24 protein-coding genes are annotated in these 24,980 nt (G+C 62.5%); 10 read left to right on the forward strand and 14 right to left on the reverse strand.

The window, feature by feature from the left end; genetic code table 11:
* Positions 1-12 precede the first annotated feature (12 nt).
* Both DK870_RS16875 and DK870_RS16880 read right to left on the reverse strand, forming a co-directional pair.
* A complete protein-coding gene (locus DK870_RS16875; RefSeq protein ID WP_161549188.1) occupies positions 13-1,311 on the reverse strand; it encodes a hypothetical protein in 1,299 nt (432 codons plus the stop codon).
* A complete protein-coding gene (locus DK870_RS16880) occupies positions 1,304-2,893 on the reverse strand; it encodes an amino acid adenylation domain-containing protein (RefSeq protein ID WP_060756737.1) in 1,590 nt (529 codons plus the stop codon). Before DK870_RS16880 ends, DK870_RS16875 begins: the two co-directional genes overlap by 8 nt.
* A 199-nt stretch (positions 2,894-3,092) precedes the next feature.
* Between DK870_RS16880 and DK870_RS16885 the strand changes: the two genes are divergently transcribed.
* Together DK870_RS16885 and DK870_RS16890 are read left to right on the forward strand one after the other, a co-directional pair.
* On the forward strand, positions 3,093-3,599 hold the full coding sequence (locus DK870_RS16885; RefSeq protein ID WP_161549189.1) for a sigma-70 family RNA polymerase sigma factor: 507 nt from the start codon (positions 3,093-3,095) through the stop codon (positions 3,597-3,599).
* On the forward strand, positions 3,596-4,333 hold the full coding sequence (locus DK870_RS16890) for an anti-sigma factor (RefSeq protein WP_161549190.1): 738 nt from the start codon (positions 3,596-3,598) through the stop codon (positions 4,331-4,333). The genes DK870_RS16885 and DK870_RS16890 overlap by 4 nt, the downstream gene beginning before the upstream one ends.
* Here DK870_RS16890 and DK870_RS16895 read toward each other — a convergent pair.
* The 7 genes from DK870_RS16895 to DK870_RS16925 are packed head-to-tail and all read right to left on the reverse strand — an operon-like array spanning position 4,330 to position 10,655.
* Positions 4,330-5,310, reverse strand: coding sequence for a spore coat U domain-containing protein (locus DK870_RS16895; protein ID WP_178126876.1), 981 nt, complete (start codon positions 5,308-5,310; stop codon positions 4,330-4,332). The two genes, DK870_RS16890 and DK870_RS16895, sit on opposite strands and share 4 nt — an antisense overlap.
* Before the next feature lie 16 nt (positions 5,311-5,326).
* On the reverse strand, positions 5,327-7,717 hold the full coding sequence (locus DK870_RS16900; RefSeq protein ID WP_161549192.1) for a fimbria/pilus outer membrane usher protein: 2,391 nt from the start codon (positions 7,715-7,717) through the stop codon (positions 5,327-5,329).
* Between the two features lie 41 nt (positions 7,718-7,758).
* A complete protein-coding gene (locus DK870_RS16905; RefSeq protein ID WP_060756742.1) occupies positions 7,759-8,544 on the reverse strand; it encodes a molecular chaperone in 786 nt (261 codons plus the stop codon).
* A gap of 26 nt (positions 8,545-8,570) precedes the next feature.
* Complete coding sequence (locus DK870_RS16910) at positions 8,571-9,071, reverse strand: spore coat U domain-containing protein (RefSeq protein WP_060756743.1); 501 nt, start codon at positions 9,069-9,071, stop codon at positions 8,571-8,573.
* Positions 9,072-9,075: 4 nt separating this feature from the next.
* The gene (locus DK870_RS16915) at positions 9,076-9,609 is read right to left on the reverse strand and encodes a spore coat U domain-containing protein (protein ID WP_060756929.1); all 534 of its coding nucleotides are present in this window, start codon (positions 9,607-9,609) and stop codon (positions 9,076-9,078) included.
* An 18-nt stretch (positions 9,610-9,627) separates the two neighbouring features.
* The gene (locus DK870_RS16920) at positions 9,628-10,170 is read right to left on the reverse strand and encodes a spore coat protein U domain-containing protein (protein ID WP_090370119.1); all 543 of its coding nucleotides are present in this window, start codon (positions 10,168-10,170) and stop codon (positions 9,628-9,630) included.
* Positions 10,164-10,655 carry a spore coat U domain-containing protein gene (locus DK870_RS16925; RefSeq protein WP_218580559.1) on the reverse strand — a complete coding sequence of 164 codons (492 nt, stop codon included), beginning with the start codon at positions 10,653-10,655 and terminating at the stop codon, positions 10,164-10,166. Before DK870_RS16925 ends, DK870_RS16920 begins: the two co-directional genes overlap by 7 nt.
* A gap of 224 nt (positions 10,656-10,879) precedes the next feature.
* On the opposite strand from DK870_RS16925, the gene zapE reads away from it, so the two are divergent.
* Together zapE and DK870_RS16935 are read left to right on the forward strand one after the other, a co-directional pair.
* Positions 10,880-11,974: a cell division protein ZapE gene (gene zapE, locus DK870_RS16930; protein ID WP_090370114.1), complete on the forward strand. Its 1,095-nt coding sequence runs from the start codon at positions 10,880-10,882 to the stop codon at positions 11,972-11,974.
* Positions 11,975-12,014: 40 nt separating this feature from the next.
* Positions 12,015-13,316: a protein kinase gene (locus DK870_RS16935; RefSeq protein ID WP_060756930.1), complete on the forward strand. Its 1,302-nt coding sequence runs from the start codon at positions 12,015-12,017 to the stop codon at positions 13,314-13,316.
* A gap of 60 nt (positions 13,317-13,376) precedes the next feature.
* Here DK870_RS16935 and DK870_RS16940 read toward each other — a convergent pair whose 3' ends face one another.
* Positions 13,377-14,084: a YebC/PmpR family DNA-binding transcriptional regulator gene (locus tag DK870_RS16940; RefSeq protein WP_005789254.1), complete on the reverse strand. Its 708-nt coding sequence runs from the start codon at positions 14,082-14,084 to the stop codon at positions 13,377-13,379.
* A 98-nt stretch (positions 14,085-14,182) separates the two neighbouring features.
* Positions 14,183-15,040: a LysR substrate-binding domain-containing protein gene (locus tag DK870_RS16945; protein WP_161549193.1), complete on the reverse strand. Its 858-nt coding sequence runs from the start codon at positions 15,038-15,040 to the stop codon at positions 14,183-14,185.
* A 111-nt stretch (positions 15,041-15,151) separates the two neighbouring features.
* On the opposite strand from DK870_RS16945, the gene DK870_RS16950 reads away from it, so the two are divergent.
* From DK870_RS16950 to DK870_RS16960, 3 genes are all read left to right on the forward strand, one after another.
* On the forward strand, positions 15,152-16,273 hold the full coding sequence (locus tag DK870_RS16950; protein ID WP_161549194.1) for a 2-aminoethylphosphonate--pyruvate transaminase: 1,122 nt from the start codon (positions 15,152-15,154) through the stop codon (positions 16,271-16,273).
* Entirely contained in the window at positions 16,270-17,097 is an 828-nt protein-coding gene (gene phnX / locus DK870_RS16955) for a phosphonoacetaldehyde hydrolase (protein ID WP_161549195.1), read from the forward strand. The genes DK870_RS16950 and phnX overlap by 4 nt, the downstream gene beginning before the upstream one ends.
* Positions 17,098-17,211: 114 nt before the next feature.
* On the forward strand, positions 17,212-17,769 hold the full coding sequence (locus DK870_RS16960; RefSeq protein WP_161549196.1) for a cytochrome b: 558 nt from the start codon (positions 17,212-17,214) through the stop codon (positions 17,767-17,769).
* On the opposite strand, the gene DK870_RS16965 is transcribed toward DK870_RS16960, so the two are convergent.
* On the reverse strand, positions 17,759-18,643 hold the full coding sequence (locus DK870_RS16965) for a 1-aminocyclopropane-1-carboxylate deaminase/D-cysteine desulfhydrase (RefSeq protein ID WP_161549197.1): 885 nt from the start codon (positions 18,641-18,643) through the stop codon (positions 17,759-17,761). The two genes, DK870_RS16960 and DK870_RS16965, sit on opposite strands and share 11 nt — an antisense overlap.
* 55 nt (positions 18,644-18,698) lie before the next feature.
* Complete coding sequence (locus tag DK870_RS16970; protein ID WP_161549198.1) at positions 18,699-20,738, reverse strand: NADPH-dependent 2,4-dienoyl-CoA reductase; 2,040 nt, start codon at positions 20,736-20,738, stop codon at positions 18,699-18,701.
* Between the two features lie 211 nt (positions 20,739-20,949).
* On the opposite strand from DK870_RS16970, the gene DK870_RS16975 reads away from it, so the two are divergent.
* From DK870_RS16975 to DK870_RS16985, 3 genes are all read left to right on the forward strand, one after another.
* Entirely contained in the window at positions 20,950-22,080 is a 1,131-nt protein-coding gene (locus tag DK870_RS16975) for a carbon-nitrogen hydrolase family protein (RefSeq protein ID WP_161549199.1), read from the forward strand.
* A 3-nt stretch (positions 22,081-22,083) separates the two neighbouring features.
* A complete protein-coding gene (locus DK870_RS16980) occupies positions 22,084-23,112 on the forward strand; it encodes an AraC family transcriptional regulator (protein WP_104994197.1) in 1,029 nt (342 codons plus the stop codon).
* Positions 23,113-23,445: 333 nt separating this feature from the next.
* Positions 23,446-24,450 carry a pyruvate dehydrogenase gene (locus DK870_RS16985; protein ID WP_104994198.1) on the forward strand — a complete coding sequence of 335 codons (1,005 nt, stop codon included), beginning with the start codon at positions 23,446-23,448 and terminating at the stop codon, positions 24,448-24,450.
* 51 nt (positions 24,451-24,501) lie between these two features.
* Here DK870_RS16985 and DK870_RS16990 read toward each other — a convergent pair whose 3' ends face one another.
* A complete protein-coding gene (locus DK870_RS16990) occupies positions 24,502-24,972 on the reverse strand; it encodes a MarR family winged helix-turn-helix transcriptional regulator (protein ID WP_104994199.1) in 471 nt (156 codons plus the stop codon).
* Positions 24,973-24,980 lie beyond the last annotated feature (8 nt).

Consider the following 24,980-nt stretch of genomic DNA (forward strand, 5'->3'; position numbering starts at 1 on the left):
GACCCCACGTTCTCAGGAATCCCAGATCGCGCCATAAGCGGGTATCCCCTGGGCTTCCAACGCCTGCACCACACGCTGCGTCAGGTTCTGGTTGGCGATGCAGATGACCGCCTCGATGCCATAAGCCTGGACAGCGCCATAGGCCAGTTGCACAAGGTCAGGTTTACCGCGCTCATCGGTGTCCCAGATCAGCGCCTGGAGGTGTGCCCGGAGAATTTCATCCACCAATGCGTCACCGTAAGTTTTGCGCGGGCTGCGGGTCGACCAGATCAACCGTATCGGCACGTTGCCTGCCAGCAGGTGCGGCATGACCGGACCGATGCCACTGCCGGTGGCGACGTAGAGCACCGACTTGAACAGCGTCTCCACATTCGCGACCCCTGCAGTGGTAATGCCCTTGACCCAGACCTGGGCAGGCGGTTGCTCAATGAACCGCCCCGTCCAGTCCCCAGCCCGTGAAATGATCAGGCGAAAACCCGCCTGATCCGGCGCAGGGATATTGGCGAAGGAATGCCATTCCAGCAGCGGGTTCAGGCTGATCGCCGTGGATGAGCCGGCAAACGGCGTGGTGTGGGTCAATTGTGCAATTGCCGCATGCCGGGAAGGCCGCAGCGTTTCGATCGGCACCCGGCGCAAGCGCAGCCACGGCAGGGCGATACTCAAGGTCAGTAACACCAGCACCCAAAATGCACCGCTGGACAGTGGGTTCCCCCCATCTTCGACGGATGCCGTCAGTGTCAGCCCCCAAAACAGCAGCAGCACCCCCCATCCGGCAAACCGGTGAACACGCTCGAAAGCGTTGTGAAAATGCCCACGCATCCAAGGCAGCGCCATGATCAGCATCAACAACAGCAATGCCATCAACACCGCACCCAGCCACATTGCGCTTGACGAAGCATCACCAGGCTCGCGCAAGTACAGAGCTACCTGCATACCGAACATGGCGCAGAACCAGGCTGTCGCCGCCACTGCCCCGCCACTGTGCAGCCCGCCGAAGTGATACACCTTTGCCACCCGGCGCCGAATGCCCAGCGGCCATCCCAGCGGCACGCGGGTGGCCAGCCAGAACAGCCCATTGATCAGGTATTGCTGGCGCACCAAGGTCGCCAGCGAAAGGTTGATCAACACCATCGTCGACAGTGCCTGCGTCCCCATGGCCTGCACCCCCTCGCCCAGCCACAGCACCCCTGCATTGCAGGCGATGACCAGTGCAAAGAGACGGTTGTAATAGGAAAACACCGACCACGCGCGCAGGCGCCGCCAGAACCTCGGCTGGGGAGGAATCTGGGCTCGGGCCAGTGCATCAAACATGACCGGCCTCCTTCACGTCCTGCCTTTGTTGCGCCCATTGCAGCAACAGCGCTTTGTCGACCTTGCCTCTGGCCGTCAAGGGCAATTGTTCCAGCGCATAGATCGCCGACGGCACGCAGTAGTAGGCCAAGCGTTGTTCGCTCTGATGCCGGCAAGATTCAATATCGGCGCTGGCCGGTGAAACGAAGGCGATCAGGTTGCGCTCGTCCAGTTTCAGCGTGACGGCGCGTACGCATCCTTCCCCGGCTTCCAGTGCAGCCGACACCGCATCCAGCTCCACACGAAAACCGCGCACCTTGACTTGATCGTCCACACGCCCCAGGTGCTCAAGTTGCCCGTCACGCGTCCAGCGCCCCAGGTCCCGCGTGCGAAACATCCTCGCATCGCCGCCCAGGAACGGGTCCGGCCGGTAACGCTGCGCAGTCAGTTGAGCATCATCCAGGTAGCCGGCTGTCACGCCTTTGCCACCGGCCCACATTTCACCGGTTTGCCCTGGTTCACAGGCACGCCCTTGTGCATCGAGGACATACACCGTGTTGTTGGGCGTCGGTGTGCCGATGGTCAGCAATGTGCCGGGGACATGCCGGTGCAAGGTATTGACGATGGTGGTTTCAGTCGGCCCGCAGCCGTTATAGAAATCGCAGTGGCTGGCCCAGCGGTCAGCCAGGGCCTGGGGGCAAGGTTCGCCGGCCACGGCGACCTGCTTGATCGTGGGGCAACGTTGCGGATCGAGCGTGGCCAGGATCGAAGGTGTCGCGATCAACACATCACACTGTGCTGCCGTTTGCGCAATGTCCTTGCCACGGATCAGCAGGGTTGCACCGTGGGCCAGGCAGCCAAGCATTTCCCAGGCGGCCATGTCAAAACCGATATTGAGGATCTGCCCCACGGTGCGGCCAGGCGCCATCCCCATCCGCCCCGGTTCCGTGAGCAGGATATTGCATAGGTTGCGATGGGTGACGCGCACACCGTTGGGGCGCCCGGTAGTGCCGGACGTGAACAGCACAAAACACAGATCGTCCGGGTAAGTAACGGCAAATAGACGATGATTGTCCTGGGCAACCCAGGGTTCTTCGGCGAGAAAGTCATCGAGACACAAGCAGCGCTGCGTCGGTGTTTCAGGGATACGTCCCCTCAGGTTCGACAGGGTCAATATGACCGGGCTGGTCAATGTGTCGAGGACCATGGCCAGTTGCACGGGCGGCACGATCCTGGCGTCCTGGGGGACATACGCCGCGCCGATCTTCATCACCGCCAGCAACCCCACCAACATAGGGATCGACCGTTCGACGAACAGCGCCACCGTATCGCCGCGCTTGACCCCCTGCTCGATCAATCGCACCGCCAGGCGGTTAGCCTGGCGGTTGAGTTGTTCATAACTGATGGGCTGGCCCAAACCGACCGCAGCTATGGCCTGAGGAGCCCGTGCCGCTTGAGCTTCGATGGCGTGGTGCACACAGCTATCGTCGAGCGGAACCAACGGCCCCCGGCCCCACTCTTCAAGCATGTACTGCTGCGCGGCGGGTAAATGAGCGAATGCTTCTGGTGAAAAATACGCTTTATCGGTTGGTGACAACGTCATGGACACACCCTCATCGTTTCACCGCCAACCACGTGCTGGCAGTTACAAGGGTGGAGAGACGGCAACTCCCGCGATTACAGCCTCTCAAGCTATGCAGAAACGTCTGACTCAACACAGAGTGAATTTCTTTTCTCGGCTGATGGAATAACCTACAAGGGCCTGCGTCTTCCTCAGTACAACCGACCAGACTTCCACTGCCATGCATGAACTCGACGAACAGTTACGTGAACTCATCCCCAGGTTGCGGCGTTTTGCCGTGTCCCTGACGCGTAACACCAGCAGCGCCGACGATCTGGTGCAGTCGACCCTGGAACGGGCAATCACCCGCTGGGCCGATAGACGCAGCGAAGGTGACCTGCGCGCCTGGCTGTTCTCGATTCTCTACCGGCAGTTCCTCGACGCTCACCGGCGCAGCCGTCGGTATGCGCGCATGCTCGAATTCTTCACCGGCCGTGACGACGCGCACCCTTCGGCAGAACGCACGGTCATGGCCCAGTCGACCCTGCAAGCCTTCGACCAGCTCAACACCGAACAACGCGCCCTGCTGCTCTGGGTCAGTGTCGAGGGCTTGAGCTATAAGGAAGTCGCCGACATCCTCGACGTACCGCTCGGCACGGTGATGTCGCGTCTGTCCCGGGCACGCCAAGCCTTGCGCCAACTCAGTGACGGCGACATCGCCAGCCCTTCCCTGCGGATACTCAAATGATCAGCCTGCCCCCCAGCGAACGCGATATGCATGCCTATGTTGACCACCAGTTGTCGGAGAGCGACCGCCGTGTGCTCGAAACCTGGCTGGCCGCCCACCCCGACGCCGCGGCTCAAGTGCACGCATGGCAACGCGACGCGCAGTTGCTGCGCGCTTCCTTGAGCGGCGCCTTGCAACAGCCGGCCAACCCCGAGCTGGACCCGGCGCTGGTTCGCCGGCGCCTCAAGCATCAGACGCGCCGCCACGTCGCCAGCGCCGCCGTCCTGCTGATCGCCGTCAGCCTCGGCGGGCTGGGCGGCTGGCATGCCCGCGAAGCCACTCAAGCGCCGACGTTGCCGATGGCCGATGCGATGCAAGCATTCCGCTTGTTCGCCCAGGACGGCATCATGCCGGCCGACTACCAGACCCAGGACGGCGGCGCCATGCAGGCGTGGCTGGACCGTTACTTCAACCGCGCCCATCGCCTGCCCGACCTCAGCCCATCGGGCTTCAAACCGGTCAGCGGGCGCCTGCTCACGACCGATCAAGGCGCGGCCGCCATGGTGCTGTACGAGGACGCACAAGGTCACCGCCTCAGCTTCTACATCCGACCACCCGGCCCGAACAACGGGTTCCTGCCCCGTGGCAGCCGCAGTGCCGACGGTTTAGAGGCGCAGTATTGGTCCGGCGGCGGGTACAACTACGCCATGGTCAGGCCGGCGGACCAGCCGGGCACGCCGCTGCTGAAGTTCTAGAACCCTACATCCAGCACCACGTTGTCGAGGTAGGTGCCACCCGGTGGCGTGGCTTGGTCGGTGTAGATCCGGGCGTTGTAGTTGAACACCTGGCTGCCGGTGCCCAGGCCGTTGCCGGGGTTGATTTCCGCCGAGGCACTGGCGCGCCGCGACGCGCCCACGCTGCCCCAACGGGTGGTGCCGGCGCCCTGGAAGATGTCGTAGGCCAAGAGATTACTGCCGGAAATCATCTGCCGTCGTCCGCCCACACTCACCGGGTTCTGCCCGTCGCCCAGGCCGACGGTGTAGGCGCTGCCCTTGGTGCAGGCGACACTGGCCTGGCCGTTGACGGTGGTGAAGGCGCTGACCACTGGCGCACTGCCGAACGCGATCGCCGGCGTGGTGATCTGACAGTCATTGGCAACGGTTATGCTGACGTTCAGCGTGCTGGTGCCACTGCCGATATCGCGCCCTGCGCAGATACCGCCGATGCCAATGCCCGCGCAATAATTCCAGCTCCATAAAATACTCAGTGTCTCGCTGTACACGCCTGCCGCCACGTTACTGCCAACGGTGGTGGCAAAGTAGAGTGGCAAGGTTTTGGTGCCGGGGCCGAACACCAGCCCCAAGTTCGCGGCAATGCCGCCACTGCCGCCGAAATCAAATGCGCTGCCCCGCGTTATCGGGAACGAGGCGGTGTTGTTGCCGTACACCGTGTAGCTGATGACATCACCCGTCGGCCCGAGCATGCCGCCTTGCGCCGAACCGGTAATGGTCGCGTAGAAGTGATCACCGGACGTCAGTACCGACAGCAACGCCGGTGTGCAGTTGATGCCACCGTTGGTGGTCGAACTGGGCTGGGACGTGGTACGTACCGTCATCGAGCTGACTGCCGTGCCGAAGCTGGCCGGCACGGTGGCCACCGCCGAACAGGCGGCTTGCACCGGTATCGATACGGCCAAGCTCGCCACCCCCCACAGCCATTCCTTGACCCGCACACGCACACTCCTTATGTCATTGGCACACCAGCGGCCCGATCAGCGGCACCTGTTCCCGAGTGGTATCCAGTTCAAACCTGGCCTGGCACTTCTGGCCATTGCCGAGGGTAACTTGCAAGGTGTTATGGGCCGCCAGGTTTTCCAGGTACACCAGGCCATCCCAGCCCACCACCGCCAGCGCGCCGCTCTGCTCATGACGTACCTGGCTGCCCAGGGGCAGTTCCGCATGCTGGGCATCGACCAGCGTGATACTCGCCGAAAGCACCCGACGCATCGGGAACTCGAGCAGATAACCGCTGCCCCGGCGCACGGCCACACGTTGCTCAACGTTGGGGACTTGCACACTGGCCGGCAGGTTCAGCGGGTCAATCTCGTATTTGGCGCGGTAGTACGCACTGGTCCACGGCACCAGCAGGTGGCCGTTGCGATCGGTCTGGCCCACCACCTGGTTTTCATAGCGCACCGGTACACCGCTGAAGCCATCGGTACTCACCACCACAAATGCATCGTTGACGCGGTTGGCGGCGAACACCTGATGGTCCATCCACACCAGTGAGCCGCTGGCATCCGCCCAACGGGTTTCGCTGTCGCGGCTGCCATACACGCCCGCCTGCAACTGCACCGACTGCAAACGCCAGGTCAGGTCGGCCTGGCGATAAGCCGGCCCATCACCGCTGGCGTAACCCAGGTTGACGCCCACCCCGCCTTCGGCCGGCACGGCGCGGCTGTAATTGACCCGTTGCAGGCTTTGCCCGGTCTTGCTGCGCTCACTGCCGACGCTGAGGCTGCCGTAAACGTCGAACGGAATCACCAGTTGCGCCTGCACCGCCCAACTGCTGTCGCCCACCTCATGGTTGGCCGACAGGTAAAAACTGCTGTTGCGCCACAGCGGTTTGCTCCAGGTCAGGTTCACCAGGCGCGTGCGTGAATCATCCGCCGCCTGCACATCAAAATAACCGACGCCCAGGCTGCCGAAATCGTTGAGGTTCAGACTCAAGGTCGCCTGCTGGCTGCGTTTGCTGAGGCTGGCGTAAGGCGTGTCGATCAGGCTCAGGTCGGCGTATTGATCGCGGCGCTCTACCCGTTGGTACGACAGGCTGTAGAGCGGGTTGCTGTATTGGTAGCCCAGGCTCAATTGCTGGCCGGTCCTGCCGTCATACTGGCTTTGGCTGATCGCCGTGTTGAGCACACCGAAGGTGCCCATTCGCAGGTTGCCACCCACGCCGCCCAGGGTCAGGTCGTTAGAGGCTTCCGCGTGGCTTTCCAACGTGAAGGCATCGGACAGCCCGTGGCGAAACGTAGCGCTGACCAGCCCAGGGCCATAACCAAAATCACGCACGGTGTAGTCGCGACGCAGATTACCCGCCGCTACCGAAAAGTCCGACAAGCCCTGTTGCAACAGCGTACTGGTGACATAGAAGGGTACCGTGGTCGACACTTGTCGGCCCAAGGCGTCGGTGGTGACCACCACCGCTTCCCCAGCGCCGTTGATAAACGGCACGTTGGTCAAGGTGTAGGGGCCTGGCTGCAAATCCGCACTGCTGGTTTTATAACCATTGATAAACAAATCCACCGACGACGGCACCGCCGCCTCGCCCGAGAATTGCGGCAATGGGTAGGTCACCAGGTCCGGGCGTACCGCAAAGTCCCGCGACACCTGCACCCCGCCCAGGCGCACCGAAGTGCTCCAGGGCAACGCGGCGCTGATCACATCCCCCGCTTCGTAGGTCAGCAGGCGTTCATCATCGGAAAACCGCCAGGTGGTGTCATACCGTCGATAACCGTTATCCAGGCTACTGCCGACAGTCTCACGACCAATGGTGGCGCGGTACTGCCCGGTGTTGGACAAGGTTCCCCAGGTATCGAACAGCCGCACTTCGTTGAAGACGCCCAGGTAAGTAGCCGCGTCATCGGTGTCGTTCAGATAGGCGTCGTAGTTGAGCATCGCGCCAAAGCTGGTCAACGCGGGAGTGCGTGGGGAGTTGTCGCGATTGCCGATAAACTGTTCAGGCAACCAGGGGGGCGGCACGGTGAGCACCAGCCGCTGGCCCTGGCTGTCGTAGTCGCTGTGCAGGCCCGGCAGGTTATCCAGCGCGATTTCGCTACCGACGTCGGCAGGCAGTTTCATGCCCACCTCTTGCAATACCGAGGCCGGCAGGAACAATTGCCCGGCGCGCTGATTGACCGCGACCACACGGCCGGTGTCCTGCTGGTTGACCACCAGTTCCAGGAACAACTGCGCATCAGCAACAGCCTCCATGCTGCTGGGCGGCGGCGGCAACGGTGCAGCCATGCCCAGCGGCGCAAGCGCCAGGCCGGACAAGCCACCCACCCACACCCTTCGCCATAACCCTGGAGCCTGACCTTGGCTCACCACTACTTTGTGTCCGTCAATGGACATCTCCATCCGTTAACATCCGGGGCTGCTCCATGCCCTAGCGCATTGCCCTACCGCCCCGGCGCCAGGCTCTCCAGCTGCGTTGCACCATTGATGCGGACCTGTAGCGGCTGATCAACGGGTAACCCGTCCGGCACCGGCCAGCGCATGGTCGCGCCCGGCAACACATAGCCCAACAAGCCCTCCACCAGCGGTCGAGGCTGGCCGCCCTGTTTGAACGCGGCATCGGTCAAACGCGCATGCACGGCGCCCTGGTTGCGCATTTCGACGTAGTTGCGTGCGCCCACCGTGACCTTCTTCCAGCTCAAGTCCGGTTTGCCCGCACCCTTCGGGTCGCGATCACGGGTGCCGTCGTCCTTGCTCCACAAGCCCGGCCCATAGGCGAACAGTGGCACCGAATAACGCATCTGGAAGCGGATCGCTGCAGCGGTCTTGCCATCGGCCGGCGTGGCGATGGGTGTGGCCGATGGGATTTCATCGATGATGATGCGATAGGCCAGCTCCTGGCCCGGCGGCACGTCTTTGGTACGGGTCAGGCGCACCAGTTGCTTCTGCCCCGGCTCGATCTTCGCCACCGGCGGGCTGCCGATCACGTCGCGCTGGTTGTGGTACTGCTCGTCGAAACCCTGTTGGGTCCAGGCAAATACACGGATTTGCAGGTTGGCGGTCTCGGTGCCGCGGTTCTCCAGCCACAGGGCGCTGGCCTGTTGATCGGCCTCCAGCACCGGGTCAATCGGCCAGATCAACACGGAGCTGGCAGCCCGCACATTCGCCACGCCCAGTACCATCATGCTGATAACACCCGCGATCCATCCTCGCCGGGAAGCTGCATCCATAAATCCCACTCCTTGTGCCGATCGCTTTACCACGACAGCTGCACCTGCAGCGTATCGCTGTACGTCCCCCCAGGCTGGTTGCCCGGTAACTGCACTCGCCCATAAATCGGCAAGGTGATGTTGTTGGCGTTGCTGTAGGTCACGCTGACGCTCTGGCTGATCCCCAGGCTCTGGCTGAAGGCCGCGTCGCGAAACAACTGGTAAGCCACTTGGGCAGTGCCGCTATTGAGCTGCATCCGCCGGCCGCTGGCGTTATACAAACCGCCATCGACACTCATGTTCAGCGCGACCCCTGGCGTGCATTGCAAGGTCACCCCCCCGGTGAGCGCGACGGACGCCGTGCTGGTCGCCAGCGCTGAGTACGTGCCAAACGCCAGGCTGCCGTAATTCGTGCCGCCGCCGACCACCAGGCACCCCGGGGTGATCGTCGCACTGACCTGGAACGACTGGCTGGTCACCGCCAACAGCGACACCGGCATGCCCCAGCCCACGCACACCAGCAACGCCGCCCACCCAACGCGATTCATGCGCTTAGAAGGTCAGGGTCACGGCAACGGTGTCTGTGTACGTGCCGGCCGGCAGCCCCGCCTTGCCGGTAGCCTTGCCGTAGATATTCACGGCCTGGGCAACCCCGGTGCTCGGCGCCAGGTTGATCACCCCTCCGATGGCCAACAGGTTCGAGTGGCCGCTGTCGGTGTAAAGGTCGTAGGGCACGTAATTGGCCACGCCGTCGTACAGCGCACGTCCTCCACCGGCGGACTTGCCATCGTTGGCCCCTGCAGACACCGTCAACGAGGGTGAAGTACCGGCCGAACACAAGATCGACAACGCTCCGCCGCCGCCGCCCAGCACCTGGCCGGTGGCTTGGGTGAACAGGCTATTGGCGGTACCGAAGTTCAACGCACCGAAACTCATCCCGCCGGTCGCCGCCGCACCGTTGACCAGGCAACTGCTGGTCAACACCAGGGTGGAGGTCACCGTGCCAGCCACCGTGGCCGCCTGCGCAGCCGACACCCACGCCAGCGCCATCAAGGGGAAAACTGCTTTGGAGACAAGTGCATGCATGATATTCATCCTCATGGTTTACCAATCCAGAGTCACCGTCAGGGTGTCTGTGTAGATGCCGGCCGGTAAGGCCTTGGTATTCGCCACCACCAAGCCGAATAACAGGATCGGGATGTGTGTGCCCTTGGTCATGACGAAATGGTGTTGCTGACCGATGCTGTAGGAGATTCTCCCCAGCGGATCGGCCGACAACTGATACGGAATGCTCTGACGACCATTGCTCAGGCGCCGGACAGTGCCGTCACCATTGGTGCCACCGTCGATGGTCACTTTAAAACTGCTCACCACCGACGGATTGCAGGACACCGACAACGGCGCCTTGGTCACATCGGTAACGACCGCGCCCAGAGGGTTGGTCCAGGTCGGGCCCTGGCTGCCGAAGTCGAGCATGGCGGTGCCGCCGGTAGCATTGAGCGGCGTGGTCACCCCACCTTTGCTCACCTCGCAACTGGCCGTAATCACCAGGCGCGCCTGAATCTGCCCACTGACCGCCGCCTCAGCGTCACCCGCCAGCAGCAACAAGCCGCCCACGGCTACCAGGGCCCAACCCCGGCTTACCATGTGACGGTGACCTTGAGCAGGTCGGAATAGCGGCCGACGGCGGGAATATCCCTCAACGGTTCGATACGGCCATACAGGGGCAGGTCGACGCTGCCGGAGTCAGGCACGCGCCCGCTCAACGGTTCATTCACAGGCAAGGGGATGCGACGCGCGGCGTCAGCGTACAGGCGATAGGGAATGGGGCGAGCCGAAGGCGCAGCGGTGGCGAGGTAACGCACTTCACCGACGCCACCATGCAGGCCACCGTCCACGCGCACTTGGTAGGGCGTATCGGGGTTACATTCAAGGCGCGGTTGACGCTGGCTGATCAGGGCCGCGCTCAAGGGACCGGCCGGGTCGTCCAGGCGCGGGCCACTGCCGAAGTCCAGCACACCCAGCTGTTCGATACCGGCACTGCGGGTGGTGCCCACCAATTGGCAGCCGCGCTGTACGTCGATGCGCACCACCACTTGCAGTTGCGCGCCGTAGACCGTACTGCCAAGCATGGCGCCCATGACGGCCAATACTGTGTGTCCCTTCACAGCCCCAATTCCTTATACAGGGGTACAAACTTTGTATGAGGTTAGTCATTTAGCAAGAATCCGCCAGTTTGCGCGGAACAGCCCATACGTCATGCCTTTTTGAGATAACGACTTGCCTGCTTCTCTATTGGTCAAATCGCACCCAGGCCCCTAAAGTAAGCGACCCCCGACACACAGAGCGACTCGTATTGGCCGTGCTTTCCCTGATCCAACGCCTGCTGGGTAAAAAAACCGACGCCTCGGACACCTCGCCCATCGCCGCTTTCTTTGCACAAAAAGCCGCGCAACAGGGCTACACCCTCAGTACCGGCCAGACCCAGGCAATTGCCGCCCTGGCCCGAGAAACCCGGCAGCTGCTCGGCGGTCAGCGCACACGCAGCCTGTACCTGCATGGCCCGGTGGGGCGGGGTAAAAGCTGGCTGCTCGATGGTTTTTTCCAGGCGCTGCCGATCGACGAGAAGCAGCGCGTGCACTTCCACGATTTTTTCGCCCGCCTGCACCGGGGCATGTTCCAGCACCGCGAACACACCGATGCCCTGGCCGTCACCCTGGATGAACTGCTGGCAGGTTGTCGCGTGCTGTGTTTCGACGAGTTCCATGTCCACGACATCGGCGATGCGATGCTGATCAGCCGCTTGTTCAAGGCGCTGTTCCAGCGGGGCATCTGGGTGTTGGTGACATCCAATTACCCCCCAGAAGGGTTATTGCCCAACCCCCTTTACCACGAACGCTTCAAGCCGGTGATCGACCTGATCGCCGCACGCATGGACGTGTTGGAGGTCAGTTCGCCGCAGGACTTCCGCAGCCTGCCCCAGGCCCATGCCGAACAACGGTTTACCGAAGGGCAATATGTGTGGCCGGGCACTGCGCAGCAGCGCGAAGACCTTGGACTGCCCGCCACCGACTCGCCACCGCACCGTTTGAGCGTCGGCACCCGGCAATTGACTTACCGCCATCGGCAGGCACGCACCATCGCTTTCACCTTCAACGACCTGTGCGAGCAACTCACGGCGGTGATGGATTACCTGCTGCTGTGCCAGGATTACGACCATTGGATCATCGACGGCCTGCCCCAACTGGCAGAATGCCCCATCGCCGTGCAACAGCGTTTTATCAACCTGGTGGACGTGCTTTACGACCGCGATAAGCGCCTGACCCTGATCGGCCACCAGCCCCTGCCGCTCGCCATGGAAGGCCAGGCCATCGATCTGGCCCGCACGGCGAGCCGCCTGAGTCAATTACAAACGGTCTGCCCGCAATGGGCATCCGACCCGGTATCATGAGCGGCATTTACACCTACCTTGCCGAGTGATCGCGCCGTTCATGAATACCCTCGCCCAACTCAAGGCCGGCCAATTGGCCGGCACCCGACGCCTGGACCTGTCCTGTGGGCTGACCGAATTCCCGCCGGAAATCTTTGAACTGGCCGATTCCCTGGAGATCCTCAACCTCACCGGCAATGCCCTGAGCAGTCTGCCCGACGATCTTCACCGCCTGACCCACTTGCGCATCCTGTTCTGCTCGAACAACGCCTTTACCGAGTTGCCGGAATGCCTGGGCCAATGCGCCCAGCTGAGCATGATCGGCTTCAAGGCCAACCAGATCAGCCATGTGCCCGCCGCCGCCCTGCCACCGCGGCTGCGCTGGCTGATCCTCACCGACAATTGCATCCGCCAATTGCCCAACGAACTGGGCGAGCGGCCACTGCTGCAAAAGCTGATGCTGGCCGGCAATCAACTGGAGCACTTGCCGCAAAGCCTGGCCCACTGCCACAACCTCGAGCTGATCCGCATCGCCTCCAACCGTTTCACCCATTTGCCCGAATGGCTGCTGAACCTACCGAGCCTGACCTGGCTGGCCTATGCCGGTAACCCGGTGGAAATGGCGGCGGTAACGGCCGATGAGCACACGACGGCGAGTATTCCCTGGCCTGAGCTGGAACTGGCCGAGGTACTCGGCGAGGGCGCGTCCGGGATCATCCGCAAAGCCCTGTGGAAGCCTTTGGCCAAACCTGTCGCGGTCAAGCTGTACAAAGGCACCATCACCAGCGACGGCTCCCCCTTGCACGAAATGCAAGCCTGTATCGCCGCGGGCCTGCACCCGAACCTGATCAAGGTACAGGGCCGCGTCGTCGGCCACCCCGACGACCAGGCCGCGCTGGTCATGGACCTGATCGATGCGAGTTACCGCAACCTGGCCGCCCTGCCCAGCTGGGACTCTTGCACCCGGGATATCTACGAAGCCGATACCCGCTTCAGCCTTGAGGTGGCGTTGCGCATGCTGCGGGGCGTGGCGTCGGTGGCGGCGCATCTGCATCGGCAGGGCATCACCCATGGCGACTTGTACGCGCACAATATCTTGTGGAATGCAGCGGGCGATTGCCTGCTGGGCGATTTTGGCGCGGCCTCGTTCCATGCTATGGCGGACACGTTGGAAACCAGGGCGTTGCAACGTATCGAAGTGAGAGCGTTTGGGGTGTTGCTGGGGGAGTTGTTGGAGCGAGTTGAAACGGGCGGGAGCGGCGAACTCGTAGCGCTGCAAAAGCGTTGCTGTCAGCCGCAGGTAATGGCCCGACCAAGCTTTGAAGAAATTGAAGCGCTGCTGCAATCTGCACAACAGCACTGAAACCCTGTGGAAGGGAGCAAGCCACCTCCCACATTTTGACCTTATCTATCGAGTTGCAGATCAGCCGGCCAAACCGACGAACATATCCTGCACGTCATCATGGTTGTCCAGGCCTTCCAGGAAGGCCTCGACTTCGGCCATCTGCTCATCGGTCAAGCCGCTGACCGGGTTCTTCGAGAGATAGCCCAACTTGGCCGACAGCACGGTGAACCCCTGCTCCGGCAGTGCTTTCTGCACAGCGTCCAGGTCGGTGGTCTCGGTGATGAACAGGGTGGTGCCCTCTTCCTCGCCGTCTTCGAAATCCTGGGCGCCGGCTTCAATAGCGGCCATTTCCGGGTCCGCGTCCGGGGTGTCCGGCGAGGCTTCGATCAGGCCGACATGGTTGAAGTCCCAGGCCACGGAGCCGGAGGCGCCCAGTTGGCCCTTGCGGAATGCCACGCGGATTTCCGCCACGGTGCGGTTGATGTTGTCGGTCACGCATTCGACGATCAACGGCACCTGATGCGGGGCAAAACCTTCATAGGTGACACGGTGGTACTGCACGGTTTCGCCCAGCAGGCCGGCGCCTTTCTTGATGGCGCGGTCCAGGGTCTCCTTGGGCATCGAGGCCTTTTTGGCCTGCTCCACCACCAGACGCAGGTGGGCGTTGGTCGCGGTGTCGGCACCGTTACGGGCGGCGATGGTGATCTCTTTCACCAGCTTGCCGAAGATCTTGCCCTTGGCATTGGCTGCCGCTTCTTTATGTTTGACTTTCCACTGTGCGCCCATGACTCACTCTCTTTATCCATCGCGCCGAAACGTCTACTGGCCGGCGCTTTGGGGGCAGAGTTTATAGGGCAAGAACGCTCCAATCCACCAAAAAACCGTCAAGAGGCCAACTCGAAAAACGCCTGGATCAAGCGCAATGAGCGACGTCGCTCCAGGCAACCGAGCAGGTGCCGGTTGACCAGCCCATCACCTTGCAAGGCAATCGCCTGTACCCGAGGGTCGGGGCTGACCTCCATTGAAGACACCACGCCCACGCCCAATTGCGCGGCGACGGCTTCGGTGACCGCTTCACGGCTGTCCAGCTCCAGCAACACCCTGGGCTGTACACCGCCCGCCTGGCAGGCGTCATCAAAGGTACGCCGGGTGATGGAACCGGGCTCACGCAGCACCATGATCGCCTCGTTGAGCTGCTCCAGGTCAATGCCGCCAGGCTGCTTGGCCCAGGCATGGCCCGCCGGCACTAGCGCGCAGATCCGCGACTCACTCAAGGGCTGCAAATGCAGGCCGTGGCGCGGCTCCACCTCGGTCAGTACCGCCACGTCTGCATGCTCGGACAGCAGCGCCGCCAGGGTTTCCTGAGCATTGCCCAACCGCAGGTTGACGGTGATGCCCGGGTAACGCGCGCGCAGGCTGGCAATCATCGGCATCACCAGGTGCGGGCCATCCGCCGCCACTTCCAGGCGCCCGGTCAGCAGTTGCCGGTTAGCCTCCAGCAGCATCTGCGCCTCATCCACCAGGCCGAAGATCGCCCGCGTGATCGCGGCCAGGCGCGTGCCCTCCTCGGTCAACTCCACCCGCCGTGCCGTGCGGCGCAGCAGCGGGATCTGGTAGTGCTCCTCCAGGGCCTTGATATGCCCGGTCACCGCCGGCTGGCTGATAAACAGCCGTGCCGCCGCCCGGGTAAAGCTGCCCTCGCGGGCCACGGCATCGAATGCGCGCAGTTGGAACAGGTTCATAGCTATCGGCCTCACTGATAGCTCGCATAACAACAAACAATTTGATTGATAACAAGCCAAACTGCAATTTAGGCGCCGTAGATTGACTCGACCGCTTCACGAGGAGCTGCAATGACCCCGCCGATTCTGCTCACGCCCGGCCCCCTGACCACGTCCGCCCGCACCCGCCAGGCAATGCTGATGGACTGGGGCTCATGGGATGACCGTTTCAACCAACTCACTGCCGGTGTCTGCGAGCAGTTGCTGGCGATTATCAACGGTGCCGCCAGCCATTATTGCGTGCCCTTGCAAGGCAGCGGCACCTTTGCCGTGGAAGCCGCCATCGGCACACTGGTGCCCCGCAGCGGCAAGGTGCTGGTGCTGATCAACGGCGCCTACGGCAAGCGCCTGGCGAAGATCTGCGCAGTGCTCGGCCGCGCATTCACGGCCTTTGAAACCGCCGAGGACGAGCCGACCACCGCCGCCGACGTGGACCGCCTGTTGCAGGCGGACCCCACCCTCACCCACGTCGGGTTGATTCACTGCGAAACCAGTACCGGCATTCTCAACCCGCTGGCGGCGATCGCCCGGGTGGTGAAGTACCACGGCAAGCGCTTGATCATCGACGCCATGAGCTCGTTCGGCGCCTTGCCGATCGATGCCCACGAGGTGCCGTTCGACGCCCTCATTGCCGCTTCGGGCAAATGCCTGGAGGGTGTGCCGGGCATGGGTTTCGTTTTTGCGCAAAAGCACGCCCTGGCCGCCGCCGAGGGTAATTGTCATTCCTTGGCGATGGACCTGTTCGACCAACACCGCTACATGGCCAGTACCGGTCAATGGCGCTTCACTCCGCCGACCCATGTGGTCGCAGCCCTGCACGAAGCGCTGGTGCAATACGCCGAGGAAGGTGGCCTGCCTGCGCGCTATCAACGCTACGCCAGTAATTGCCAGGCGCTGCTGGACGGCATGGCTGAACTGGGCCTGCACAGCTTTTTGCCGGCAGCGATCCAGGCGCCGATTATCGTGACCTTCCACGCCCCGCAAGACCCGCGTTACCAGTTCAAGGCGTTTTACGAACGGGTCAAGGCCAAGGGGTTCATCCTGTACCCCGGCAAATTGACTCAGGTGGAAACCTTCCGCGTGGGCTGTATCGGCCAGGTCGATGCCAGCGACATGCACGCCGCCGTCGCCGCCATCGCCGAGGCACTGCAATCCATGCATATCAATCTTTCTTCTCAGGGATCGCCGGCATGAACTATCAAACCCCCAACACCCTCCAGGCCGTGATCCTCGACTGGGCCGGCACCGTGGTCGACTTCGGCTCCTTTGCCCCCACGCAGATCTTTGTCGAAGCCTTCGCCGAGTTCGGTGTGCAGGTGTCCATCGACGAAGCCCGCGGCCCGATGGGCATGGGCAAATGGGACCACATCCGCACCTTGTGCGATCAGCCGCAGGTAGCTGAACGCTACCGCAAGGCGTTCGGCCGCAGCCCGACCGACGATGACGTCACCGCGATCTACCAGCGTTTCATGCCGCTGCAGATCGAAAAGATCGCCGAGCATTCAGCGCTGATCCCGGGCGCCCTCGACACCATCGCCCGGCTGCGCGTGCAAGGCATCAAGATCGGTTCCTGCTCAGGCTACCCCAAGCAAGTAATGGACAAGGTGGTTGCCCTTGCCGCCACCCACGGCTACATCGCGGACCATGTGGTTGCCACCGACGAAGTGCCCAACGGCCGACCATGGCCGGCCCAGGCCCTGGCCAACGTGATCGCGCTGGGGGTCGATGATGTGGCGGCGTGCGTGAAGGTCGACGACACCGTGCCAGGCATCCTTGAAGGTCGCCGCGCCGGGATGTGGACCGTGGCCCTGACCTGTTCCGGCAATGCCCTTGGCCTGACCTACGAGCAGTTCCGCGCATTGGACAGCGCCACGTTGGCCAGCGAACGCAAACGCATCGGGCACCTGTTCGAAGGCTCGCGCCCGCACTACCTGATCGACACCCTCCTGGAGCTGCCGGCAGTCATCACGCAGATCAACCAGCGCCTGGCTCGCGGCGAAATGCCGCAAAGCGGCTGACAGAGGTCAAAACAACGGTATTTGCGCCAGGCAAACCACTCAAAATCGGCATACAGTTAAAGCACTCCGTCGCCAAAGAACGGAGGTTTGCCCTGATGAGTGAGGAACCCAGCGATGCCGTGGAAAAATTCCGATACGCGTTACAGCACCATGTCGATAGCGTTGCACTGGGTGATGGTGGTGCTGCTGGCGGTGGTTTACGCCTGCATTGAGTTTCGTGGGGTCTTCCCCAAAGGCAGTGGCGGTCGGGCATTGATTGTGGAAATGCACTTCATGTTCGGCCTGACCATCTTTGTACTGGTCTGGCTGCGGCTGTTCGCACGCGCACTGGGCGTGGCACCGAAAATCGTGCCGGCACCGCCGCCTTGGCAGGCTGCACTGGCGACACTGATGCACGTGGCACTCTATGTGTTCATGATCGGCACGCCGATCCTGGGCTGGTTGATCGTCAGCGCCCAAGGGCATTCCGTGATGTTCTACGGAATAGAGTTGCCGCCCCTGATCGGCGAAAACAAAGACTTGGCCAAGCAGATCAAGGAGTGGCATGAACTGAGCGGCACCGTCGGCTACTGGCTGATCGGGCTGCATGCCTTGGCGGGGATTTACCACCACTACATCGTGCGCGATAACACCGCGCTGCGCATGATGCCGGGCAAGCGCGCTACCCCGTGAACCCTCGGCGGCCTTGCAAGCCGCCGGTATGAATGAAGATCAACCGGGTGCCAGGCTTGAAGCGCCCGGCTTCAATCTGCTGCTTTAACGCCAGCAACGCTTTGCCGGTATAGAGCGGCTCCAGCGGCAAGCCACACGCCTGTTCGGTAGCCTCGATAAAGTCACGCAACACCGCGTCGATTTTGGCGAAGCCGCCCCGGCAGGCGTCCAGCAGTTCGTAGCCGCCCGACACGAGCGCCTCGATGTTCTGCGCAACACCGTGATCATCCGGCACGGCCATGGCGCCGTACACCGGATGCGCTCCCGCCTCAGCCAGGGCCAGGCCCGCGAGCGTCGTGCCGGTACCCGCCGCCAACCACCAGCCGTCATAGTCCGCCCAACCCAAGGTGTGCAATTGCGCGCGCGCCTGTTCCAGCAGCACCGCGCAGCCCAATGCGCCGGCCATTCCGCCTCCGCCTTCGGGCACGGGATGCAGGTGCGGGTATTGCTCGCGCCAAGGCAACCAGAAGTCCGGCGCATGCCGCGCGCGATAGCCGCCGTAGCCCAGCCAATGCAGCTGCATGCCGAACGCTTTCAGGTCGAGCACGGTGGGCGTGTCTTGAGGGTGGCCGCGCAACAGGCCAACGGTGGGGAAACCCAAGCGTTGCCCGGCCGCCGCCAAGGCGTGCAAATGGTTGGAGTAAGCGCCGCCCAGGCTGATGATGCCGCTGGCGGTTTGCGCCTGCGCCAGATGCCCGGTGAGCTTGAACCACTTGTTGCCGCTGATCAGCGGGTCGATGCGGTCCAGGCGCAGTACCGCCAACTCGACGCCCTTCAACCAGTCCAGGTGCAAGGGTTCAAGGGGAGCGCGGGGAAGCCAGTCGAAGGGGCCCATCGGGGGATCTGCATGAAAAACGGGGCGGTAGTCTAACACCGCCCCGCTTGCGGCCTTACAGCTCGGCCGCCAGGCGTGAACCCTGGTTGATCGCACGCTTGGCATCCAGCTCGGCCGCCACGTCGGCACCGCCGATCAGGTGCACGTTCTGGCCCGCCGCGACCAGGCCAACCTGCAATTCACGCAGCGGGTCCTGGCCGGCGCAGATCACAATATTGTCCACCGCCAGCACCTGAGGCTCGCCTTCGGCACCAATACGGATATGCAGGCCCTCATCGTCGATCTTCAAATACTCGACACTGTTGAGCATCTGCACCTGCTTGTTCTTCAGACCGGTGCGGTGAATCCAGCCGGTGGTCTTGCCCAAACCGTCACCGACCTTGGAGGTCTTGCGTTGCAGCAGGAACACTTCACGTGCCGGCGCATGGGGCTGAGGCTTGATCCCGGCCACGCCGCCACGGGCCTGCAGTTGCGTGTCGATGCCCCACTCCTTCCAGAAGGCTTCGCGGTCAAGACTGGTGGACACGCCCTGGTGCACGAGGAACTCCGAGACGTCAAAACCAATGCCACCGGCGCCGATCACCGCCACGCGCTTGCCCACCGGTTTACGCTGCAGAATCACGTCCAGGTAACTGAGCACCTTGGCATTGTCGATGCCCGGGATCGCAGGGGTGCGCGGTGCAATACCGGTGGCCAGGATGATCTCGTCGTAACCGCCCGCCGCCAGTTGCGCCACCTCCACGCGAGTGTTCAGGCACAGTTCGACGTGGGTGGTCTGCAGCTTGCGCTTGAAGTAGCGCAGGGTTTCAAAAAACTCCTCCTTGCCCGGCACTCGCTTGGCGATGTTGAACTGGCCGCCGATTTCGCTGGCCGAATCGAACAGCGTCACTTGGTGGCCACGCTCGGCAGCCACCGTCGCCGCTGCCAGGCCGGCCGGGCCGGCGCCGACCACGGCAATTTTCTTGATCTGTTTGACCGGCAGGTAGTTGAGTTCGGTCTCGTAGCACGCTCGTGGGTTGACCAGGCAGGTGGTCAGTTTGCCGCCGAAGGTGTGGTCCAGGCAGGCCTGGTTGCAGCCGATGCATGTGTTGATTTCATCGGCACGACCGGCCGCAGCCTTGTTGACGAACTCAGGGTCCGCAAGAAACGGCCGCGCCATCGAAACCATGTCGGCATCGCCTTCGGCGAGGATCTGTTCGGCGATTTCCGGGGTGTTGATACGGTTAGTGGTGATCAGCGGGATCTGCACCGCACCGCGCAGCTTGGCGGTGACTTTGCTGAACGCGCCACGCGGCACCTTGGTGGCGATGGTCGGGATACGCGCTTCGTGCCAGCCGATACCGGTGTTGATCAGGGTCGCACCGGCCTGCTCGATGGCCTTGGCCAACTGCACGATCTCTTCCCAGGTGCTGCCGCCTTCCACCAGGTCGAGCATCGACAGGCGGAAGATAATGATGAAGTTCGGCCCGACGGCCTCGCGCACACGGCGCACGATTTCCACCGCCAGGCGCATGCGGTTTTCGTAGCTGCCGCCCCAACGGTCGGTACGGTGGTTGGTATGGGCGGCGAGGAACTGGTTGATGAAGTAGCCCTCGGAGCCCATGATTTCAACGCCGTCGTATTCGGCGACCTGGGCCAGCAACGAACAAGTGACGAAATCCTGAATCTGTTTTTCGATGCCCTCTTCGTCCAGTTCCTTGGGCTTGAACGGGTTGATCGGCGCTTGAATCGCGCTCGGCGCCACCTGCTTGGGGCTGTAGGCATAACGGCCGGCGTGGAGGATCTGCATGCAGATCTTGCCGCCCGCTTCGTGCACGGCCTGGGTCACGATCTTGTGCATCTGTGCTTCGGCATCGGTGGTCAGCTTGGCCGCACCGGCGTAGACCCCACCCTCATCATTCGGGCCAATGCCCCCGGTCACCATCAGGCCCACGCCGCCACGGGCACGCTCGGCGAAATAGGCCGCCATGCGTTCGAAACCGCCAGGTTTTTCTTCCAGGCCAGTGTGCATCGAGCCCATCAGGGTACGGTTGCGCAAGGTGGTAAAACCCAGGTCCAACGGGGCCAGCAGATGCGGGTAGGCAGCAGCGGTCATGGTCAAGCTCCACAACAGTTCATCACGGGACGTGGGGCGTTCGTATGACACCCCATCGGTTTATGTCCCACAGACTAAGAGCCGGTGGACCCGCGCTCAATGACTGAAACTGACAAGTTATTGATCCAAATGTACAGCGCCCCTTGGCAAGCCGCGCCATGGGCCCTACCCTAGTCGCGAACCCTGCACCCGGTCTGTTGTCTGTTGCCCCATGCGTAAACTTCTAGCTTTGAGCTTCACCCTGGCCCTGGTTGCCGCCGCCACCGCGTATCTGGTCTGGACCCAGGAGCGCCCCGTGGCGCATTACCTGTCGGACCTGCGCATTACCCTGGCCGTCAACGAAGGCATTCCGGCCGACCGTGGCAATTTGCTGGGCATCCAGCCGGAGCTGTTTCCCGCCGACTACCAGAGCCTGGAGCGCCTGCACCTGAAACTCGCGGCCTACCTGCAAAAGGCCCGGGACCAGGGGCTGATCAACAGCAAGACCGTCGTGGTGCTGCCGGAGCATATCGGCACCTGGCTGATGCTGGGCGGCGAGAAAAACGAGCTGTACCAGGCTATCCACCTCAAGGACGCGATGAACTGGCTGTCGGCCAGCAACCCATTCCTGTTTGCTCGTGCCTGGCTCAGCGCCACCGGCGACAATCGGATGGACGATGCCTACCTGCGCATGAAAGCCGCATCGATGGCCCGCGACTATCAGGTACTGTTCGGCGGCCTGGCCAAAGAGTTCGGCGTCACCCTGGTGGCCGGCTCCATCACCCTGCCCAACCCGAACGTGAGCCAGGGGCAACTGCAGATCGGCCATGGCGCGCTGTACAACGCCAGCCTGGTGTTCGGCGCCGACGGTTTGCCCTTGGGCCAGCCGCAGCGCCAGCTCTATCCTATCTATGACGAACGTGGCTTTATCCAACCGGGCGCTGAAGACCTTGTCAGCGTGGTCGACACGCCGGCCGGGCGCCTCGGCGTTCTGGTCGGCAGCGACAGCTGGTACCCGGACAACTACCGCAAGCTCAATGAGCAAGGCGCACAGCTGATTGCGGTGCCGGCATTCGTGACCGGTCGCGACACCTGGGACCGGCCATGGCGCGGCTTCAAAAGTGTGTCCACGCCGCCTGAAATCAGCCTCAAGCCCGAAGAACTCAGCGAAGGCGAAGCCTGGCGCCGGCTCACCCTGATCAGCCAGCAGCCGATCAGCCAGGCCACGGCAGGCATGAGTGTATTTCTGCGCGGGCAGTTCTGGGACCTGGGCACCGCCGGGCACAGCTTCCTGAACAGCAACGGGCAGGTCAGTGCCGACAGCGACGCCCGTGGCGCACGCCTGTTGAATATCTGGCTGTAACCCGTGAAGCCGGTGCGCCTTGGGGATCTGTCGGTGGGCTTCGTGCACACCCTGGCCGATGCCATCCACAGCCACGGTATGGACCCGCAACCCTTGCTGCTGCAATACGGCCTGGACCCGGCACGCCTTGCCGAGGCTGGAGCACGCCTGTCGATCCCGCGTTATATGCGCCTGGGCCATGCGGCCATCCAACTGACCGGCGACCCCAGCCTGGGCCTGCGCATGGGCCAGCTCAGCCGCTTGAGCCAGGCCGGGCTGGCGGGTGTCACAGCCGCCCAGGCGCCCAACGTACGCGAAGCGGCACGTACATTGACGCGCTTCGAAGCCTTGTACGGCTCCAACTATCGCGGGCAGTCGAGCTTTCATGAGGATGCTGAAGGCGCCTGGCTGCGGTTTTATTCCATCAGCCCCTACAACGCTTACAACCGTTTTGTGGTGGACTCGATCATCGCCGGCTGGCTGCACCAATTGTCGGGCCTGGCCCAGCAGCCTGTGCGTGCTCAGCGTATCGACATCGAGTTCGAAGCGCCGCAATACAGCGAACACTACCAGGCGCTAGGCGATGTTCACTTCGGCGCGGATGCCAACCAACTGCGCCTAGGCCAGCAAACCCTGGCCCTGCGTAACCCACAGCACTGCCCCAGCACCTGGCATCTGTTGCTGCAGTTGTGTGAAAGGGAGTTGGAACAACTGACCCGCACCCGCAGCCTGCGCGAGCGCATCACCCGTTTGCTCGGGCCGATGCTCAATGGCGGCCGGGAACCGGACCTTGAAGAAGTGGCGGCACGCTTGAAGCTGCCCACCTGGACCCTGCGGCGCAAGCTGGCCGAAGAAGGCACTCAGTTTCGCGCAATTCTTAACGACACTCGCCGCGACTTGGCGATGACCTACATTCGCGACACCGAACTGGCATTCGGCGAAATCGCCTATCTGCTCGGTTTTGCCTCGGCCCAGGCGTTTCAACGGGCGTTCAGGCGGTGGAACAACCAGACCCCAGGGGAATTTCGCCGCAGTCAGCGGCATTCCGCCTGAAGTCGGGGTTACAGCTCAGTGGCGTCATCCACCGGATCCAGCGGGTCCAATTCAAACGCCTGGTACTCCAGCAGTTCTTCCTGATAATCGTCCATGGGTCACTCCTCGCTAGGTTTAATGTGGCTGCAGATTAATGACCTGCACAGCCAGCCTAAAGTGCCGTCATGACGAAAAAAAGTCTGCGCCATGACGTTCCTGCACTCAAGGATTAAACGTAGCAGCATTACGGGGATTTAGCTCGCCCGAATCGAACAACTATTGCAATCATTGCAATTGCAATCAAAAGCGGTTTTCTATTACGGTAATGGCCTTCCTTGCCAGGTGTCCCTCTCCATGACCGTCGCCACCGCACATGCCGCTCAGTTCTGTATCGACGCCTTGAGCTCTGCCACCCTTGCCGGCAACTCACCGCTGGGCACTCTGATCAACATAGCCAATACCCTTGAAGCCAGCCGCCAGGCCTGGGTGATTCGAGGTCAGTCACGCTCCCGGCGCGTGGGTCACTGGCCCACCTGGTTCGCACGCAATACCGCTGAGAGGCCCTTGTTGTATCTGCACAGCGCGCATTCGTCGGCGCAGTTGAGTGCACTGTCGAACATCACTCAACAGCGCGGCATCCTGTGCAACGACATTGAAAACCTGCCCTCGCCCTGGCCCAAGGGCGCTCAGCCTTCCTTACCCCTGTGGCTGGCCACTCACCCGCGCTGTACGCCGTATGACCCCGCCTCAGGCGCGGAAACCCAAGCGATTGTACTGGCGGCGTTGCGTGCACTGTATGTCGACGGCAAGCCAGGGTTTTACTACCTCGCCCTCCATGATCATGAACTGGCAGCGCCCTTGAGTGAGCACAATCGTGACGCCGCATCCAAGGGCATGTACCCGCTCCAGCACGACCTGTCTGCGGATGTGCGGCTGCTCGGCGCAGGCCGGGCGTTGGCGGAGGTCGTGCAGGCCAAGCGCCTGCTGGAACAAGATTGGAATATCAGCGCGCAAGTATGGAGCTGCCCCAGCTATACACGCCTGGCTCGGGAGGCAGCGGCGGCGGCTCGCTGGAATCGCCTGCATCCCACTGCCTCCAGGCGCAGCTGCCATTTGCGTGATTGCCTGGCTGGGAGTACTGCGCCGGTGATTGCCGTCACCGGCTACCCGCAGGCGATTGTCGACCAATTGGCAGCGCACGTGGACGCGCGGTTCATCGCGTTGGGCGCGGGGTCAGTGCAAGCGGCGGCGCCGACCCGGTGCTGGATTGTGCTGGCGGCCTTGAAAGCACTGGCGGATGAAGGCCATGTCGATGTCCGCCAGGTGGAAAAAGCGTTGAATCGGTACCGACTGCAATGAACCGCAGTGCGAACAAAATGTGCTGGCGCCTGGCTCCCCCCTTATTTGATCTCAGGGTTTACGTCGACCACGAACCTGCACTCCTGCCTCCATCGCTAGCCCTGCCGTGCGCTCTAGCGCGTCCGCAAACGCCTGACGCTGAGCAGGTTCAATCTGTGAAAGAAACAGCTCTTCCACTGTGCTTTCGTAGATCTTCCACATCTTTTTACGGAGCACCCGGCCGGCATCGGTGATCGAGGCAAACGCCGCGCGACCGTCACCGTCCGAGCGGGAACGCACTACCAAGCCGTCCTTTTCCAGGCGGTCAACCAGGCGCGTGAGGTTATAGCGCTCGATGGCCAGCACATCGGCCAACTCATGCATGCGGCGCGTACCGTCGGGGCCACTTTCCAAGCCCCACAACGCGTCATACCAGGCATATGGCGGCAGGCCCGCCTCTGCCAGTCGACGCTCGATTTCACGGATGACCGTCCTGTGGGCCCTGACAAAACGAAACCATACATCAGGCTCTTTCGACGCCATGCAACACC

Origin of the sequence: Pseudomonas sp. Q1, from assembly GCF_009935975.1 — a bacterium.
Classification (GTDB): domain Bacteria; phylum Pseudomonadota; class Gammaproteobacteria; order Pseudomonadales; family Pseudomonadaceae; genus Aquipseudomonas; species Aquipseudomonas palleroniana.

Bases quoted from the DNA above. Each gene is read 5' to 3' on its own strand.
- DK870_RS16910 (WP_060756743.1), bottom strand. From the start codon at position 9,071: ATGAATCGCGTTGGGTGGGCGGCGTTGCTGGTGTGCGTGGGCTGGGGC.
- DK870_RS16915 (WP_060756929.1), bottom strand. From the start codon at position 9,609: ATGCATGCACTTGTCTCCAAAGCAGTTTTCCCCTTGATGGCGCTGGCG.
- DK870_RS16905 (WP_060756742.1), bottom strand. From the start codon at position 8,544: ATGGATGCAGCTTCCCGGCGAGGATGGATCGCGGGTGTTATCAGCATG.
- DK870_RS16970 (WP_161549198.1), bottom strand. From the start codon at position 20,738: ATGACCGCTGCTGCCTACCCGCATCTGCTGGCCCCGTTGGACCTGGGT.
- DK870_RS16920 (WP_090370119.1), bottom strand. From the start codon at position 10,170: ATGGTAAGCCGGGGTTGGGCCCTGGTAGCCGTGGGCGGCTTGTTGCTG.
- DK870_RS16875 (WP_161549188.1), bottom strand. From the start codon at position 1,311: ATGTTTGATGCACTGGCCCGAGCCCAGATTCCTCCCCAGCCGAGGTTC.
- DK870_RS16900 (WP_161549192.1), bottom strand. From the start codon at position 7,717: ATGGAGATGTCCATTGACGGACACAAAGTAGTGGTGAGCCAAGGTCAG.
- DK870_RS16925 (WP_218580559.1), bottom strand. From the start codon at position 10,655: ATGCTTGGCAGTACGGTCTACGGCGCGCAACTGCAAGTGGTGGTGCGC.
- DK870_RS16965 (WP_161549197.1), bottom strand. From the start codon at position 18,643: ATGGGCCCCTTCGACTGGCTTCCCCGCGCTCCCCTTGAACCCTTGCAC.
- DK870_RS16960 (WP_161549196.1), top strand. From the start codon at position 17,212: ATGCCGTGGAAAAATTCCGATACGCGTTACAGCACCATGTCGATAGCG.
- DK870_RS16935 (WP_060756930.1), top strand. From the start codon at position 12,015: ATGAATACCCTCGCCCAACTCAAGGCCGGCCAATTGGCCGGCACCCGA.
- DK870_RS16880 (WP_060756737.1), bottom strand. From the start codon at position 2,893: ATGACGTTGTCACCAACCGATAAAGCGTATTTTTCACCAGAAGCATTC.
- DK870_RS16890 (WP_161549190.1), top strand. From the start codon at position 3,596: ATGATCAGCCTGCCCCCCAGCGAACGCGATATGCATGCCTATGTTGAC.
- DK870_RS16985 (WP_104994198.1), top strand. From the start codon at position 23,446: ATGACCGTCGCCACCGCACATGCCGCTCAGTTCTGTATCGACGCCTTG.
- DK870_RS16940 (WP_005789254.1), bottom strand. From the start codon at position 14,084: ATGGGCGCACAGTGGAAAGTCAAACATAAAGAAGCGGCAGCCAATGCC.
- DK870_RS16950 (WP_161549194.1), top strand. From the start codon at position 15,152: ATGACCCCGCCGATTCTGCTCACGCCCGGCCCCCTGACCACGTCCGCC.
- DK870_RS16885 (WP_161549189.1), top strand. From the start codon at position 3,093: ATGCATGAACTCGACGAACAGTTACGTGAACTCATCCCCAGGTTGCGG.
- DK870_RS16975 (WP_161549199.1), top strand. From the start codon at position 20,950: ATGCGTAAACTTCTAGCTTTGAGCTTCACCCTGGCCCTGGTTGCCGCC.
- DK870_RS16945 (WP_161549193.1), bottom strand. From the start codon at position 15,040: ATGAACCTGTTCCAACTGCGCGCATTCGATGCCGTGGCCCGCGAGGGC.
- DK870_RS16990 (WP_104994199.1), bottom strand. From the start codon at position 24,972: ATGGCGTCGAAAGAGCCTGATGTATGGTTTCGTTTTGTCAGGGCCCAC.
- phnX (WP_161549195.1), top strand. From the start codon at position 16,270: ATGAACTATCAAACCCCCAACACCCTCCAGGCCGTGATCCTCGACTGG.